Below are 13,689 nucleotides of genomic sequence, written 5' to 3' on the forward strand. Positions count from 1 at the left end.
GCCCCTTGAAAAACGCCGATCCGATCTGGGACCACGTTGACCGCCATCGTGATGATTTTATCGCCTTGTCAGACCGCGTCTTTGACACGCCCGAGACGCTTTATGCCGAGTACAAGTCCGTTGCCGAACATGTGCATATGTTACGCGCTCAAGGGTTCAAGATAACAGAAAATGCAGCTGGCATTCCCACGGCCGTGATTGGCGAAGCAGGAGACGAGGGTCCGGTGATCGCCATCCTCGGCGAGTTCGATGCGCTGCCATATCTGAGCCAGACGCCAGGTGTGGCAGAACATCAGCCGCTTGAAGAGGGCGGCAACGGGCACGGGTGTGGTCACAACCTGCTGGGCGCTGCCGCACTCTTGGCCGCGACGGCGGTGAAAGACTGGCTGACCGAAAACGGCATTAAGGGCCGTGTGCGGTACTATGGCTGCCCCGCTGAAGAAGGGGGCGCGGCCAAAACGTACATGGTGCGCGAAGGACTGTTCGATGATGTCGACGCGGCCATCTCCTGGCATCCAGCGACCTTCACAGGCGTGAATGAGGCCAGATCGCTCGCGAACACCCGGATCGATTTCACTTTTCATGGAAAGGCTGCCCATGCTGCTGGCGCGCCTGAACTTGGCAGATCCGCGCTTGATGCGGTTGAACTGATGAACATTGGCGTGAATTACCTGCGCGAGCACATGCCCGACAGCGCCCGGGTGCACTACGCCTATCTCGACGCAGGTGGCGTTGCGCCGAATGTGGTGCAGGCCAAGGCCACAGTGCGTCAGCTCGTCCGGGCCAGTTCGCTACCCGACCTCGCCGATCTGGTTACGCGCGTCCGAAAGATCTCGGACGGCGCGGCGCTGATGACAGGAACGCAAGTTACCAGCCAGGTCTTTTCCGGCGTCTCGAACCTGCTTGGCAATCGTCCTTTGGAAGAAACCATGCAGCACGAGCTAGAGAAACTCGGACCCGTCGCCTTTGACGAAACAGACCTCAGCTTTGCCCGCGAGATTCAGACTACATTGACCAAGGCTGACATCAACACGACCTTCAAGCGGATCGGTGCCAAGCCCAAAAAGGATCTCGCACTATGCGACTTCATCGCACCTCTTGATCGCCACAGCGATGGCGGCGAAGGCTCGACGGATGTTGGCGACGTGAGTTGGGCAGTCCCAACCGTTCAGGCACGAGTTGCCACCTGTGCTATAGGAACGCCGTTTCATACGTGGCAAACAGTGGCACAAGGCAAGGCGCCCGCGGCTCACAAAGGCATGGTCTACGCAGCAAAAGTAATGGCCGCGACAGCGTGTCGACTGGTTGAGGATCCCTCGCGCATCGAAGCTGCACGCGCGACGCACCAAGACCATCTGGGCGAAACACCTTACACTTGTCCGATCCCGGACGACGTGCGTCCACCTGTCTGAGGTAAAACAACCTTGACCCGCGCCTCTGCTATAGACAACGCCGCCCAGTATTTCGACACCGGTCAATTTGCAACAGAACTTAGCGAACTGGTTGCCCATGAGACGGAGAGCCAGACACAGGAGAAAGCCGCGGAGCTTCCGCGCTACCTTGAGGAAGCCCTCGTTCCGCGCCTGCGCAGTATTGGGTTCTCCTGCGCAATCCACCCGAACCCTGTGCCGGATGCAGGTCCGATCCTTGTCGCTGAACGCATCGAGGACGACTCGAGCCCAACGATCTTGTCCTATGGGCATGGCGACGTGACCCGCGCGCAAACTGATCAGTGGCGAAACGGGCTTCACCCCTTTCGTCTCGTCGATGATGGTAATCGCCTCTTCGGACGCGGTACCGCTGACAACAAGGGACAGCACCTCATCAACTTAGCTGCGTTGAGCTCCGTCATCGACGCTCGTGGATCACTCGGCTTCAACATTCGGATCCTTGTTGAAATGGGTGAGGAGATGGGGTCGCCGGGGCTGTCGAATTTTTGCGCCACGCACAAAGAAAACCTTGCCGCGGATGTCCTGATCGCATCGGACGGACCACGCCTTCAGTCAGACACTCCGACGATGTTCATGGGTTCACGGGGCGGCTATTCGTTCGACCTCATTGTTGACCTTCGAGACGGTGCGCATCATTCCGGCAACTGGGGCGGTTTACTTGCCGACCCCGCGATGATCCTTGCACAAGCCCTCTCGACGATCACCGATGTGAGGGGCCAAATCCAAATACTAGAGTGGCGACCGACCAGCCTAACCGAAGAGATCCGGCATGCCCTGCGCAACTTGCCGGTAGGCGAAGATGGCGGTCCGAAGATTGACGAAGACTGGGGCGAGGAAAGTCTGACACCGGCCGAACGGGTCTTCGGCTGGAACAGTTTTGCGATCCTCGCAATGAAAAGCGGTGTCCCCGAGGCACCGGTCAACGCGATCTCGGAATTTGCCAAAGCCGCCTGCCAGCTCCGCTTCGTTGTTGGCACTAACCAATCCGATATCCTGCCCGCCCTTCGACGCCACCTTGATGCGAGAGGATTCGAGATCGTTCAGATCAAGCCTCACGACCGCAGCTTTTTCGATGCAACGCGAACCTCCCCCAACCATCCCTGGGTGTCTTTTGTCGCGCGTTCGCTTGAAAAAACGTGTGGGAGGCCGCCCCATGTCCTGCCAAATCTCGCCGGTTCTTTACCCAACGACGTCTTTTCCGATGTGCTCGGCCTCCCAACGGTTTGGGTGCCGCATTCCTATCGCGGCTGTTCGCAGCACGCGCCAAACGAGCACGTGTTAAAGTCAGTTTCGCGTGATGCATTGCGTGCAATGGCCGGGCTTTTTTGGGATATTGGCGACCTTGCCAGGCCGCTCTGATCCCGCGCCACAAAGGACTTCATCCGTACCTGGATCGGGTGGGTATCGCACTCCTTACTGTAATTGACCGCTTTCACGGATTGGGGGAGTTGATATCGCATTTGCAGCGAAGGACCGCTTTCCGCCCATTCTGTTAAAAGACAACCTGTCGCTGACGCAGAATGCGATGATCTGAACACGGCGCAAACGCCTTTCTGATCAGGCTTTTCGTGTTTGCTGCGGTGCGGGAAGGCTTTGGTCGAGATATTATTACCGGGCGGCGACCGTTCAAAAGTGCACTTCATCCGGAAATGGGCAGTTGCAACCGCGCTTCGATGGGGACGACAAGAGGAAACACCGAAGCGGTCGCCTCTGTACTCCGGCAGCACTTCTGATTTCGTTGACAATGTGGCACTCAGAAAGAGTTATCTTGATCTTTATGATGTGCGCTAGAGAACCCAGACAACCCAAAATTTGGCATAGCGCGTTTATGGGAGGATCCAACCACCGCGACGCTGCGGCACCAGAAACCATCCCCTTTATCATACGTTGGAAAACCTAGGACTTCGATATTGTTGGGTTCTGGCGAACGGGCTTGAGCGAGGCGCTGAGCCATTCCTCGCCCACTTGCGTGATCGGGCCCATTGTTTGCGACTCAAACCCATCAAACAGACCCAGCTGGTGCAGGTCTCCATTTTTTCAAACCCGAATTGTCCCTTCGACTCACGCTCTGGCCAACCACAACAGAACCGATAACTATGGCTGCTCCTACAGACTGAGTGATGCTAAGCGTTTGTCCCAGGTATGCCCAGCCGAGCACGACGGCAGTCAAAGGACTCATCATGCCAAGCATCGAAACTGAACTAGGTTCAAGGCGCGTTATCCCACGAAACCAAAGAGCATAGGTTGCTGCAGCACCAATCAACCCAAGCCAAATCAGACCGGCGACATTTGTCGCGCTGAGCGCAGGTAGAGGCGGCTCAAGAAACAGAGCGACTGGCAGCAGTATCAAACCACCGGCTGTTAATTGCCACGCAGTGAAACTAAGCGCCGAGACCGGAGGTTGCCATTTCCGACTGAGAACAGTGCCAGCAGCCATTGACGCGGCTCCTCCCAATCCCGCTGCTATACCGATCCAATCAAGTTGTGCTTCTGGTCCGATCAGCAGCAGAGACACACCCATCACGCCAGTCGCGGCGGCACCGAGTGCACCAAGTCGTATTGGGGTTCCCAGCCATCCCCACGCCATCAAAATCACGATCATTGCTTGCAACGATCCTAGGGTGGCGGCCACACCACCGGGTAACCTATACGCAGCAACGAAGAGGAGCACCCAGAACAGAGCGAAATTGAGGCTGCCTAAGACGAAAGTTCGACCGAGCCAATCGCGTGGTGGAACGCAGCGCGTCACTGCAAGCAATAACAAGCCAGCCGGCAGAGCTCGTAACGCAGCCAGGGTAATCGGATAGCCAGCCGGGAGCGCTTCCGTAGTTACCAGATAAGTGCTTCCCCATACCGCTGGGGCGAGGGAAGTAAGAAGAATATCGGTTGAGCGTGACATAGTATGTCTCCCGGCTGAGGCGTTTGAGAATTTGAGTGAGACGCCAGAGGCGCTCGGATTAAGCTGCTTCCGCTTGCAGGTTTGATCCAGCGAGGCACGCTGCAATCCTTGCAACATGAGCGCCCTGGAACCGCGCTCCGGCAAGGTCAGTTTCGGTAGGTGTGCGGGAACCATCAGCGCCGGCGATCGTTCCGGCACCATATGGTGCGCCGCCAATGATATCTTCTGATGCAGTCTGGCCAGCAAATGTGTAGGGCATTCCGGCAATCAGCATCCCAAAGTGTTGAAGAGGGACTTGCGTTGTCAGAAGGGTCGCCTCGTGCCCGCCATGTTGCGAACCTGTTGATGCAAAGACCGCTCCGACCTTACCAACCAGTGCATTCCTGGCCCAAAGCCCTCCGGCCTGGTCAAGGAAGGACTTCATTTGGCCAGCCATCATTCCAAATCGGGTCGGTGTTCCAATGATGATTGCATCATAGTTTTCCAGATCTGTCGGCAAGGCGGCAGGCGTATCATCCACGACATAGCCAGCCTGCTGGCGGACTTCCTCAGGGACAGTTTCGGGCACACGCCGAACGTCAACTTTGGTGCCGGGAACACTTCTGGCGCCTTCAGCTTCGGCATCGGCCAATGTGCGGACGTGGCCATAGCTTGAATAATAGAGAACGAGAATACGTGACATAGGATACCTCTCAGGGCTGTGACTTGTTCCCTGAGAGAATGGAATTTGTGGCGCCGCCAATTAAGTCACGCTCTTTGACATCACTCTTTACCTGTATTGAATAATGTCAGGACCTGAGAGCCAGACGCAGATGATCAAGAAAGGCTGTAACCTTTGCGTCCATTCCCAAGCGAGATGCTGTAACGGCGAATACTTCTGGCGCGGGCAATTCGTGGTCAGGAAGAACTCTCACCAAGGCCCCGCTGGCTTCAGGAGCATCAGAAACGAACTCGGGCAGAGTTCCAATACCCTGCCCCGCTATCAGCAGATCCCGCAAAACGAGGCTGTTGCCAACCCTCACACGCGGATCAAGTTCCAATGATGTGACGCCGTCGGCGGCCGAGAGCTTCCAACTCGTCAAATGATCAGCAAGCAAAAAGCCGATGATTGCGTGGGTTTTCAGATCCGCCGGCTGGGTCGGCGTCCCACATCGCTCCAAATAGTCGGGAGACGCAAATATTCTTTGCCGCATCACGCCGATCCGTCGGGCAACAAGTGCCGAATCCGGCATGGCAGCGCGGATACGTATCGATAGATCGAAGCCGCCCTCGACCATATCGATCACCTTGTCGTCCATCGAAAGAGTAAATCGCAGATCTGGATAAGTTTCCAAGAACTCTGGAAGCATCGGTGCGATAACGGTTTGGCCGAAGGAACTTGACGCATTCACCCGAAGGTGCCCACGCATCGCTTTGGAACCTTCCCTGATGGTCTGTTCCGTTTTTTCGACCGCGTCGAGAATTCCAATTGCATCTTCGTAATAAAGACTGCCGGTGTCAGTCAGTGACATGGATCGGGTCGTTCTGGTGAGGAGGACGGTTCCCAGACTTTCTTCCAGAAGCTTGATTTCTCTGCTGAGAAGCGCAGGAGAAACACCAAGGTCTTCCGCCGCACGGGCAAAGCTACCGCGTTCAACGATACGGCGAAAAGCTTGCATGACTGACAGTTTGTCCAACTCCAGGCCCCCGAGCAGTTTTTTGAGCCGCCCAGTTGGGCGTAACGAACTGCAAGTTATACGACTGCGTCACTGGTGCGAAGGGGCGACGCGCCTGTGGTGCTGGCGTTGATCTCCGGGCGGTTGCCAGAAAACAATCATCGGTCTGTTTTCGTTAAGGCTAGGAGTTAGGGGCAATGGCAAAATCTAAGAATCCGCATACACCGAAAAACGTTCCAAGCCGGTCGAACAATGAAAAGTCGGATCGCCCTGTCGAGAGCAGGCCCATACCAGTTAGCGACGCTGTTAGTGAGCCAACTCGACAGGAAAGACTCATGGCGATTGCAAAAGATGCGGAACGACGCCTCAAGGGTTCAATGAAGCTGCTCTCTTGAAGTCGCAATAGGATCTTCCAAAGGAATAACAGCACATACAATCGAAGCACTGCCTTCTTTACGCTGCACCGCAAGTTACCGGCTCTCCAATGAGTGCATAGAAGCAACGGAGCATATAAGAGGTCTGGTAAACACAAGCGCAAATTGGGTGCCGCCGCTGAGCACTCCCTCCTACGATTACCCCTCTACACACGCGCATCTCTTTCCTCTAGGCACATGCTCATCTCTTACACGCATTCTCTCTATCGGTCGCTCTCTAGGTGCATCTATTACCGCTCTATGTGCAATCGTCGGTATTTCGTCTCCGGAGTAGCTCAATAGCTTTGCTGGCCTAGACCTGTGTGTTTGCTCTCTATGAGGTTTTAGCTCAGGCGCTCTCTACGCTGGCCTGAGTTGTGTCCGTCTTCTTCTATGTGTCAGGTGTTAGCTGGCCTGTGTTTCGTCGCTCTGTGCGCTTTTCTGGCCTTGGTTCGGATGTGTTATTTTCAGAGAGCCATGTTTTATTGGGTTTCTCTGGTTCAAAGGTTTACATTTTGGTCTGAAAAACTGGTTTTGAGCCGAAATCTGTCAACTTAATGTAAACTTAGTGTAAACCTTTTGGCCTGAAATCGGCTGCTTTTAGAGGTATAAGGTTTACATTCCGTCGATCCCGGGAGAGCGGATGTAAACCTTTGTCAACCTTATGCAACCTCAGTTCAATCAGCGAGGGACCCGGCGAGGCAGGGTTCACGAGCCATTCCTCGCCGCAATCTCGAAAACCCATTTCATTTTTCTTTGTGAGGTCGACAAAGGCGCCTCAATAGCTTCACTCTCCGTAAGGTAGGCTCAGGATCACTTCCGTTGCTCACGTCACGGAGGAACCGCAACCAGGCGCGCTCATTCAATGTCAGGTCGTCTTTCTGGTCATACATGGCACTTACTTCCCGAAGATGGTCTTGATCGCCGTGTCTGACCGGCTGGTCAATCGAGGATCGGCGTTGTTGGAGGCCTTGCGAATTGCTTTCAGCCAGCCAAGTTCATTCGACGTGACAGGTTCTCCGAACACCTCGACAACTGCCTCGGCTGCAGTCAGGCCGATCGACTGCTCAATTGAGAGGCGCATAAGGTAGGCAGCGTCGCATTCCAGAGCTTTCGCCAAAGCCGGGACGCGATCCAATGCCACCTTGGAACTACCCTGCTTGATCATCGTGATCATGTTCGGGTTGACGTATCCCACCTGCGCCGCGATCTCGGCTTGGCTCTTGGTAGGTTTCAATTCGAGCACCCTCCGTTCGACATACTTCGCCATCCGGGTGTCTCCATACGGTTTATTTGTCATCGCTATCCTCTCAGAAGTGATACAGCACGCGCTGCATGTCTCCGATATAGCGACGGTGAGAATGGGAAATTGCGGAGGGAAAAAATCAATTAACTAAAATGTTTAGCCGATTGGCAACAAGTCATTCTAACTGGGCCCATCTATCCGGGCGGAAAAACAGCGGTCTTTTTTACCGTTCCATAGACAAAGCTGGTATCGATCGAGGCTATCCCACCGATAGGATGAATTCGGTGACGAATAAATTCCTCGTAGGCCTCGAGATCCGATACCAAAACCCGCAACTGGTAGTCCATTGCCCCGGTAAGAACATGGCATTCAAGAACTTCATCGATCATCCGAACCCGCTTTTCGAAGTTCTGAACGTCCGTTTCATTGTGTCGCTCCAACCTGATACGCACGAAGACGGTAATGGCCATCCCATACGCTGCGGCGTCAACGTCGGCACTGTATCCCTTTATCACTCCGTTGGCTTCAAGGTTTTTGACCCGGCGCAAACACGGTGAGGGAGACAAGTTCACCTCGTCAGCAAGATCCTGGTTCGTCATGCGCCCGTCCCGCTGCAGCGCTCGAATGATTTGCCTGTCCTTAGCGTCCACTCCACCTTCTTTCTTAGCAGAATCTGCCAACATTGACTCTCGGATTGGCATACTTTGCAATCATTAACTCAAAACTAAGGCGCAAACTAGCTCCAACATGATTCAGGAGCTTGTAATGACTCGTTCAACCGGATTTGCCACCCGCGCCATTCACCATGCTTATAATCCACTGGAAAATGACGGGGCGCTGACACCACCGCTGCATTTGACGTCCACGTTTACCTTTGAAACCGCAGAGGCTGGCGGAGAGATGTTCGCTGGAGAGCGTGAAGGTCATATCTACAGCCGTATTTCAAACCCCACATGCGACCTTCTTGAACAACGTATTGCCGTGCTTGAAGGAGCCGAGGCCGGGCTAGCTCTCTCAAGCGGCATGGGGGCGATTACGGCAGCGCTTTGGACTCTGCTGTCGCCAGGTGACGAAGTCATCGTGGACAAAACGCTCTATGGCTGCACCTTCGCCTTCATGCGTCACGGTTTGGCAAAATGGGGAGTCACGATCACACACGTCGACATGACAGACCCTGAGAATCTGAAAGCTACCGTTTCTGACAAAACCCGCGTTGTCTATTTCGAAACTCCTGCCAATCCGAATATGCGATTGGTGGACATCTCCGCGAGCGCCGAAATTGCGCATTCGGTCGGTGCAACGGTCGTCGTCGATAATACCTACGCTAGCCCGTATTTGACCCGCCCGATCGAGCACGGGGCAGATATCGTTCTGCACTCCGCCACCAAATACCTCGGTGGGCATGGCGATGTGGTTGCCGGTCTGGTTGTCGGGTCCGCCGAACAGATTGCTGAGATCCGCCTTGTTGGGATGAAGGACATGACCGGCGCGGTAATGGCGCCTTTCAACGCGATGCTGATCCTGCGTGGTCTGAAAACACTGAACCTGCGTCTGGATCGTCACTGCGCGTCCGCCAAAGTCGTCGCAGGTTTCCTCGAAGCACATCCCGCCGTCGGTGAGGTTTATTTCCCCGGTCTTGAGAGCTTCGCACAGCACGATGTAGCGAAGCGACAGATGTCCGAACCGGGCGCTATGATAGCGTTTGAAATCAAGTCCGGTCTGTCCGGTGGAATTGAATTCATGAACCGCCTGAATATGATCCAGCGTGCGGTGTCGTTGGGCGACGCGGAAACACTGATCCAACACCCAGCCTCCATGACTCATTCGACGTATACGCCCGAAGAACGGGCCGAGCATGGGATAAGCGATGGCCTAATCCGCCTGTCCGTCGGGCTGGAGGATGTCGAAGATATCCTTGCAGACCTGGAGCAAGCTTTGCCCTACCCTGCCCGCAGCGCCGCCTAAACCCGGAGACCACCATGCACATTGATCCCACCCAACTGAAGATCGTCGAACAGCGCCTGCTGTGGTTGTCTCATTGGGTGATCCACCATTCCAACCACGTCCGACCAAAGGTGGATGGGATCAAGATCGGTGGCCATCAGGCTTCGTCTGCTTCGATGGTATCGATCATGACCGCGCTCTATTTCTCAGCCTTACGCCCTGAGGACCGGGTTGCAGTCAAACCTCATGCTTCGCCGGTGTTTCATGCGATGCAGTATCTCATGGGTAATCAGACCCGCGAAAAGATGCAGAATTTCCGCGGATTTGGGGGTGTGCAAAGTTATCCAAGCCGGACAAAGGATATTGATGATGTTGATTTCTCGACCGGGTCGGTGGGTTTAGGTGTCGCGATCACCTCGTTTGCCTCGATCATTCAAGACTACATCAAGGCCAAAAGCTGGGGGTCCGACGCGCCAATGGGACGTATGGTTGCCCTGGTAGGCGATGCCGAACTGGATGAAGGCAACGTCTATGAGGCATTACAAGAAGGCTGGAAAAACGACCTACGCAACACGTGGTGGATCATCGATTACAACCGACAGTCGCTGGACGGTATCGTCCGGGAAGGACTGTTTGAACGGATCGAGAAAATCTTCGATGCTTTCAGCTGGGATGTCGTTCGCGTGAAATATGGTGTCTTGCAACGCGCTGCCTTCGACGAGCCCGGCGGCGACCGACTGCGCGACTGGATTGATGCTTGCCCCAACCAGGATTACTCCGCTTTGACTTTCATGGGTGGTGCGAATTGGCGGCAGCGTCTCATGGACGATCTGGGGGATCAGGGGGATGTGACCGCTCTGATCGAACGGCGCACGGATGCAGAGCTCGCGGCCCTTATGGAAAACCTGGGCGGCAACTGCGTCGAGACCATGGCCCAAACATTTGCCGACATCGATCACGATCGCCCGACATGTTTCCTGGCCTACACGGTAAAAGGATGGGGCACCCCTATTGCAGGCCACAAGGACAATCACGGCGGGCTGATGAACAATAGTCAGTTTGCCGCGTGGCAGTCGCATATGGGCGTGCCAGAAGGCGAGGAATGGGAGCCGCTTGCGACGGTGCAAGATCCAGACGCATTCAAAGGTTTTCTGGCCAGCACCCCGTTTTTTGCCAAAGGTCCGCGCCGCTATTTTGATGACAAATTGGATGTGCCGACAATCGAAATCGACACCAGTCGCGAAATCTCGACCCAGATGGCGTTTGGCAAGATCCTAGACGATCTATCAAAAGGCGACAGCCCAATGGCTGAACGCATAGTGACAACCTCTCCGGATGTGACAGGCACGACAAGCCTTGGTCCTTGGGTGAACCGGCGCAAACTGTTCGCCCGATCCGAGCAAGCCGACGCCTTCATAGAACACCGGATCCCTTCGACGGCGAAATGGGAATTCACGCCGGAGGGGCAGCATATCGAGCTTGGCATCGCCGAAATGAACCTCATGTTGCTCCTAGGAGCGGCGGGTCTGTCGCATTCCCTGTTCGGTAAGAGGCTGATCCCAATTGGCACCGTCTATGATCCATTTGTCAGCCGCGGCCTCGATGCGTTAAATTACGCCTGTTATCAGGACGCGCGTTTCATGCTGGTTGGCACACCTTCGGGTGTCACACTCGCGCCAGAAGGTGGAGCACACCAATCCGTTGGAACACCGCTCATCGGGATGAGCCAAGACGGGTTGGCCGCTTTTGAACCCGCCTTTGCTGATGAACTGGCGGTGATCATGGAATGGGCCTTCGACTACCTGCAGCGCGATGGCGAAGGGCAGCCCGACGAGCGCACATGGCTGCGCGATGAAACCGGAGGGGCTGTCTACCTGCGCCTGACGACCAACCCGATTGAACAGCCCGGCAAACGTTTCGATGACGAGTTCCGCCAAGGTGCCATTGATGGGGCCTATTGGTTACGAAAACCGGGACCCAATTGCGAAGTTGTAATCGCCTATCAAGGAGCAGTCGCGCCAGAAGCAATCAAGGCTGCCGGTATGATTGGTGAAGGCCGTCGCGACATAGGTGTATTGGCCGTGACATCCGCAGATCGCCTGAATGCCGGATGGACCGCCGCTCAACGAGCGCGTTCGCGCGGCAATCGAGCGGCACGCTCTCACATCGAAACACTGATGTCCGACCTTCCGCCACACTGCAAGCTCGTCACTGTTATCGATGGTCATCCTGCAACTCTATCCTGGCTCGGGGCAGTGCTTGGACATCAGACTATCCCAATGGGTGTCGAGCATTTTGGTCAGACCGGAACAATCGGCGATCTATATCGCCACCACTGCATTGACGCAGACGCTATCCTGGAGAAAGTGAATGGCCTGACCCATGGCAAAACTCTTCACCGTGTATAAGTGGATTGGAGTTGGGCAATAATGCAGAGACCAAACTGGCACTGAGCATAAGGTGCTGGATGACCTACTGAAAAACAAGAGCTTGCCAACATACGACAGAGGCCGGGTTTGCTCGCAATGAAACCGCAACGTTATCGCAGCGCTATCTGCCACTGAAGTGCAATGGTTGGCATTCAAGGCCCTTATTTTATTTACTTTCACCCCGGGAGCTCGCCTTCGGGAGGCAGGGGTCGGAGGTTCGAATCCTCTCACTCCGACCAATAAACAAGGCGTCAAATGCAGGGATAATTGGCCTTTTGACCAGTTAACTTACCGTTTCGCCAACTAAAGTTACCTCTGGTGGTCTGATTTTTTTGCAAGTTCCAGCTCTCGTTCTGAAAAATCGGCTCTGCCCGGATCTTCGACTACCTGACAATTGCTGCTGTGGGGCCGACCAATCCGGCCATTTGCGACGCATGGAAAATCTTAAACTGGCAAACTCACGTTCAGCGGACCAAATCGGAGTCTTCAAAGCGGCTCTGGTAAACAGGTTTATACGCGTCGCACTCAATAATTCCTTTTAGGCAGATATTTTCGGCAGGGTCGCGACTGATCTAGCAACTGAGTTACTTACGGCGGCCAGGAAAAACAGTCGCCGGATAGCCAAACAGAAAAGATAGCTTTTTCCGACCTTTCATAGCGCTGAAAATTCGGCGGCCGTTGGAATCGTCATATCACAATTTTCGCAAATAGGCCCAAGACACATATCCCTTAAGCTGACGTGCACGATCAAGCGACACTCGGCACCAACGCGTGCCGCCAGTTTGTTCGCAACTGTGAACCCGCAGAGCGGTTCCATTCGGAAGCCCAACGATAACGATATAGCCTGTCCCCGGCCCAGCACGCATTTTCAGCATGTCACCCTCTTCGACCGCAAAAACCTCGTATCGTCCAAGTGAGGCCGCTGTTGCAGTCTCAGTGGTCATAAAAACCCCTAGAACAAATGCCGCCAAGGGGAAGAAGATTGTGTTACGCATCGGGTTTTCCTGCTTGTTGCCTCGGGCACCATCTTAGCGAACCGGATCGACAAGCGGAACAATTCCCAGCAATTACTTTAGACGCCGTTCGGCATCCAAAGTGTGGTCAGCCCGAAATAGCGCTTCGCAAAGGCAAACGGATGTTTGGTTTGTCGATGCTCCTCCAGCGCAAGGCACTTCGACTGCATCCTGCAGTTGCAGCGTTGTGACCTCATCCCAATGACCTGAATTGTTAGACACCATCGGGGTCCGGAAGGTGACGCAATCCTAGTCACCGTAGCTGAGAGCGTTTTCCACCAGAACCGCGTCCACGTTCTTTTGTACGTGGGTATTCGGCACCTGAATGGCAATCCGCAGACCAGTCTCGGGAGTGAACCTCTCATTATTGAGCTTGGGAAAGATCATGGTTATCGCCAACACCTTTTCCGATCAGAAAGCCCAAGTTGGCGGCTATTCGGGAAAAGACGGTTCGTTATCGGCCGTACCATCACTCTCGTTTCCGGCAGCCGATCGTTTCTCGGCTCAGAGCAACCTGGCGTTCCAAGCCGTTAGACCCGTCATCGGCTACTGGTCGTGACTTGCCGGGAATGGACGACGACATGCAAGTCGAAAAACAAGCCGACCAGACCGGTGTATAACGTTACGAGTATCCATGCT

Annotated in this window: 12 protein-coding genes; 5 read left to right on the forward strand and 7 right to left on the reverse strand. The window is 54.8% G+C overall.

The genetic code is table 11. From position 1 onward, the window contains the following. Positions 1 to 5: 5 nt before the first annotated feature. Positions 6 to 1,412, forward strand: a complete 1,407-nt coding sequence (locus AC2FGC_RS08250; protein WP_496781951.1) for an amidohydrolase — start codon at positions 6 to 8, stop codon at positions 1,410 to 1,412. A 12-nt stretch (positions 1,413 to 1,424) separates the two neighbouring features. After that, positions 1,425 to 2,810, forward strand: coding sequence for a M20 family metallopeptidase (locus AC2FGC_RS08255; protein WP_496726883.1), 1,386 nt, complete (start codon positions 1,425 to 1,427; stop codon positions 2,808 to 2,810). A gap of 643 nt (positions 2,811 to 3,453) precedes the next feature. Here the strand turns inward: AC2FGC_RS08255 and AC2FGC_RS08260 are convergent. The 5 genes from AC2FGC_RS08260 to AC2FGC_RS08280 all read right to left on the reverse strand — a co-directional run bounded on the left by AC2FGC_RS08260 (position 3,454) and on the right by AC2FGC_RS08280 (position 8,347). After that, positions 3,454 to 4,350, reverse strand: coding sequence for an EamA family transporter (locus AC2FGC_RS08260; RefSeq protein WP_496724598.1), 897 nt, complete (start codon positions 4,348 to 4,350; stop codon positions 3,454 to 3,456). A 58-nt stretch (positions 4,351 to 4,408) separates the two neighbouring features. Then, the gene (wrbA, locus tag AC2FGC_RS08265) at positions 4,409 to 5,032 is read right to left on the reverse strand and encodes an NAD(P)H:quinone oxidoreductase (protein WP_496724600.1); all 624 of its coding nucleotides are present in this window, start codon (positions 5,030 to 5,032) and stop codon (positions 4,409 to 4,411) included. 106 nt (positions 5,033 to 5,138) lie between these two features. Then, entirely contained in the window at positions 5,139 to 6,008 is an 870-nt protein-coding gene (locus AC2FGC_RS08270) for a LysR family transcriptional regulator (protein WP_496724602.1), read from the reverse strand. Between the two features lie 1,308 nt (positions 6,009 to 7,316). After that, on the reverse strand, positions 7,317 to 7,718 hold the full coding sequence (locus AC2FGC_RS08275; RefSeq protein ID WP_496781954.1) for a helix-turn-helix domain-containing protein: 402 nt from the start codon (positions 7,716 to 7,718) through the stop codon (positions 7,317 to 7,319). Between the two features lie 140 nt (positions 7,719 to 7,858). After that, the gene (locus AC2FGC_RS08280; protein ID WP_496781956.1) at positions 7,859 to 8,347 is read right to left on the reverse strand and encodes an Lrp/AsnC family transcriptional regulator; all 489 of its coding nucleotides are present in this window, start codon (positions 8,345 to 8,347) and stop codon (positions 7,859 to 7,861) included. A gap of 82 nt (positions 8,348 to 8,429) precedes the next feature. On the opposite strand from AC2FGC_RS08280, the gene AC2FGC_RS08285 reads away from it, so the two are divergent. Together AC2FGC_RS08285 and AC2FGC_RS08290 are read left to right on the forward strand one after the other, a co-directional pair. Beyond that, a complete protein-coding gene (locus AC2FGC_RS08285; protein ID WP_496724608.1) occupies positions 8,430 to 9,629 on the forward strand; it encodes a methionine gamma-lyase in 1,200 nt (399 codons plus the stop codon). A 14-nt stretch (positions 9,630 to 9,643) separates the two neighbouring features. Continuing rightward, a complete protein-coding gene (locus AC2FGC_RS08290) occupies positions 9,644 to 12,016 on the forward strand; it encodes a thiamine pyrophosphate-binding protein (RefSeq protein WP_496781958.1) in 2,373 nt (790 codons plus the stop codon). Between the two features lie 713 nt (positions 12,017 to 12,729). Here the strand turns inward: AC2FGC_RS08290 and AC2FGC_RS08295 are convergent. Both AC2FGC_RS08295 and AC2FGC_RS08300 read right to left on the reverse strand, forming a co-directional pair. After that, entirely contained in the window at positions 12,730 to 12,981 is a 252-nt protein-coding gene (locus AC2FGC_RS08295; RefSeq protein WP_496725206.1) for an SH3 domain-containing protein, read from the reverse strand. Between the two features lie 318 nt (positions 12,982 to 13,299). Continuing rightward, on the reverse strand, positions 13,300 to 13,437 hold the full coding sequence (locus tag AC2FGC_RS08300) for a hypothetical protein (protein WP_496724612.1): 138 nt from the start codon (positions 13,435 to 13,437) through the stop codon (positions 13,300 to 13,302). On the opposite strand from AC2FGC_RS08300, the gene AC2FGC_RS08305 reads away from it, so the two are divergent. Next, positions 13,436 to 13,609, forward strand: coding sequence for a hypothetical protein (locus AC2FGC_RS08305; RefSeq protein ID WP_496724614.1), 174 nt, complete (start codon positions 13,436 to 13,438; stop codon positions 13,607 to 13,609). The genes AC2FGC_RS08300 and AC2FGC_RS08305 overlap by 2 nt on opposite strands. Positions 13,610 to 13,689 lie beyond the last annotated feature (80 nt).

The sequence above is a fragment of the Ruegeria sp. CDSC054 genome (genome assembly GCF_059610645.1).

Coding starts and splice junctions, on each gene's coding strand:
- AC2FGC_RS08260 (WP_496724598.1), bottom strand. CDS start 4,350: ATGTCACGCTCAACCGATATTCTTCTTACTTCCCTCGCCCCAGCGGTA.
- wrbA (WP_496724600.1), bottom strand. CDS start 5,032: ATGTCACGTATTCTCGTTCTCTATTATTCAAGCTATGGCCACGTCCGC.
- AC2FGC_RS08270 (WP_496724602.1), bottom strand. CDS start 6,008: ATGCAAGCTTTTCGCCGTATCGTTGAACGCGGTAGCTTTGCCCGTGCG.
- AC2FGC_RS08275 (WP_496781954.1), bottom strand. CDS start 7,718: ATGACAAATAAACCGTATGGAGACACCCGGATGGCGAAGTATGTCGAA.
- AC2FGC_RS08280 (WP_496781956.1), bottom strand. CDS start 8,347: ATGTTGGCAGATTCTGCTAAGAAAGAAGGTGGAGTGGACGCTAAGGAC.
- AC2FGC_RS08285 (WP_496724608.1), top strand. CDS start 8,430: ATGACTCGTTCAACCGGATTTGCCACCCGCGCCATTCACCATGCTTAT.
- AC2FGC_RS08290 (WP_496781958.1), top strand. CDS start 9,644: ATGCACATTGATCCCACCCAACTGAAGATCGTCGAACAGCGCCTGCTG.
- AC2FGC_RS08295 (WP_496725206.1), bottom strand. CDS start 12,981: ATGACCACTGAGACTGCAACAGCGGCCTCACTTGGACGATACGAGGTT.
- AC2FGC_RS08305 (WP_496724614.1), top strand. CDS start 13,436: ATGGTTATCGCCAACACCTTTTCCGATCAGAAAGCCCAAGTTGGCGGC.
- AC2FGC_RS08300 (WP_496724612.1), bottom strand. CDS start 13,437: ATGATCTTTCCCAAGCTCAATAATGAGAGGTTCACTCCCGAGACTGGT.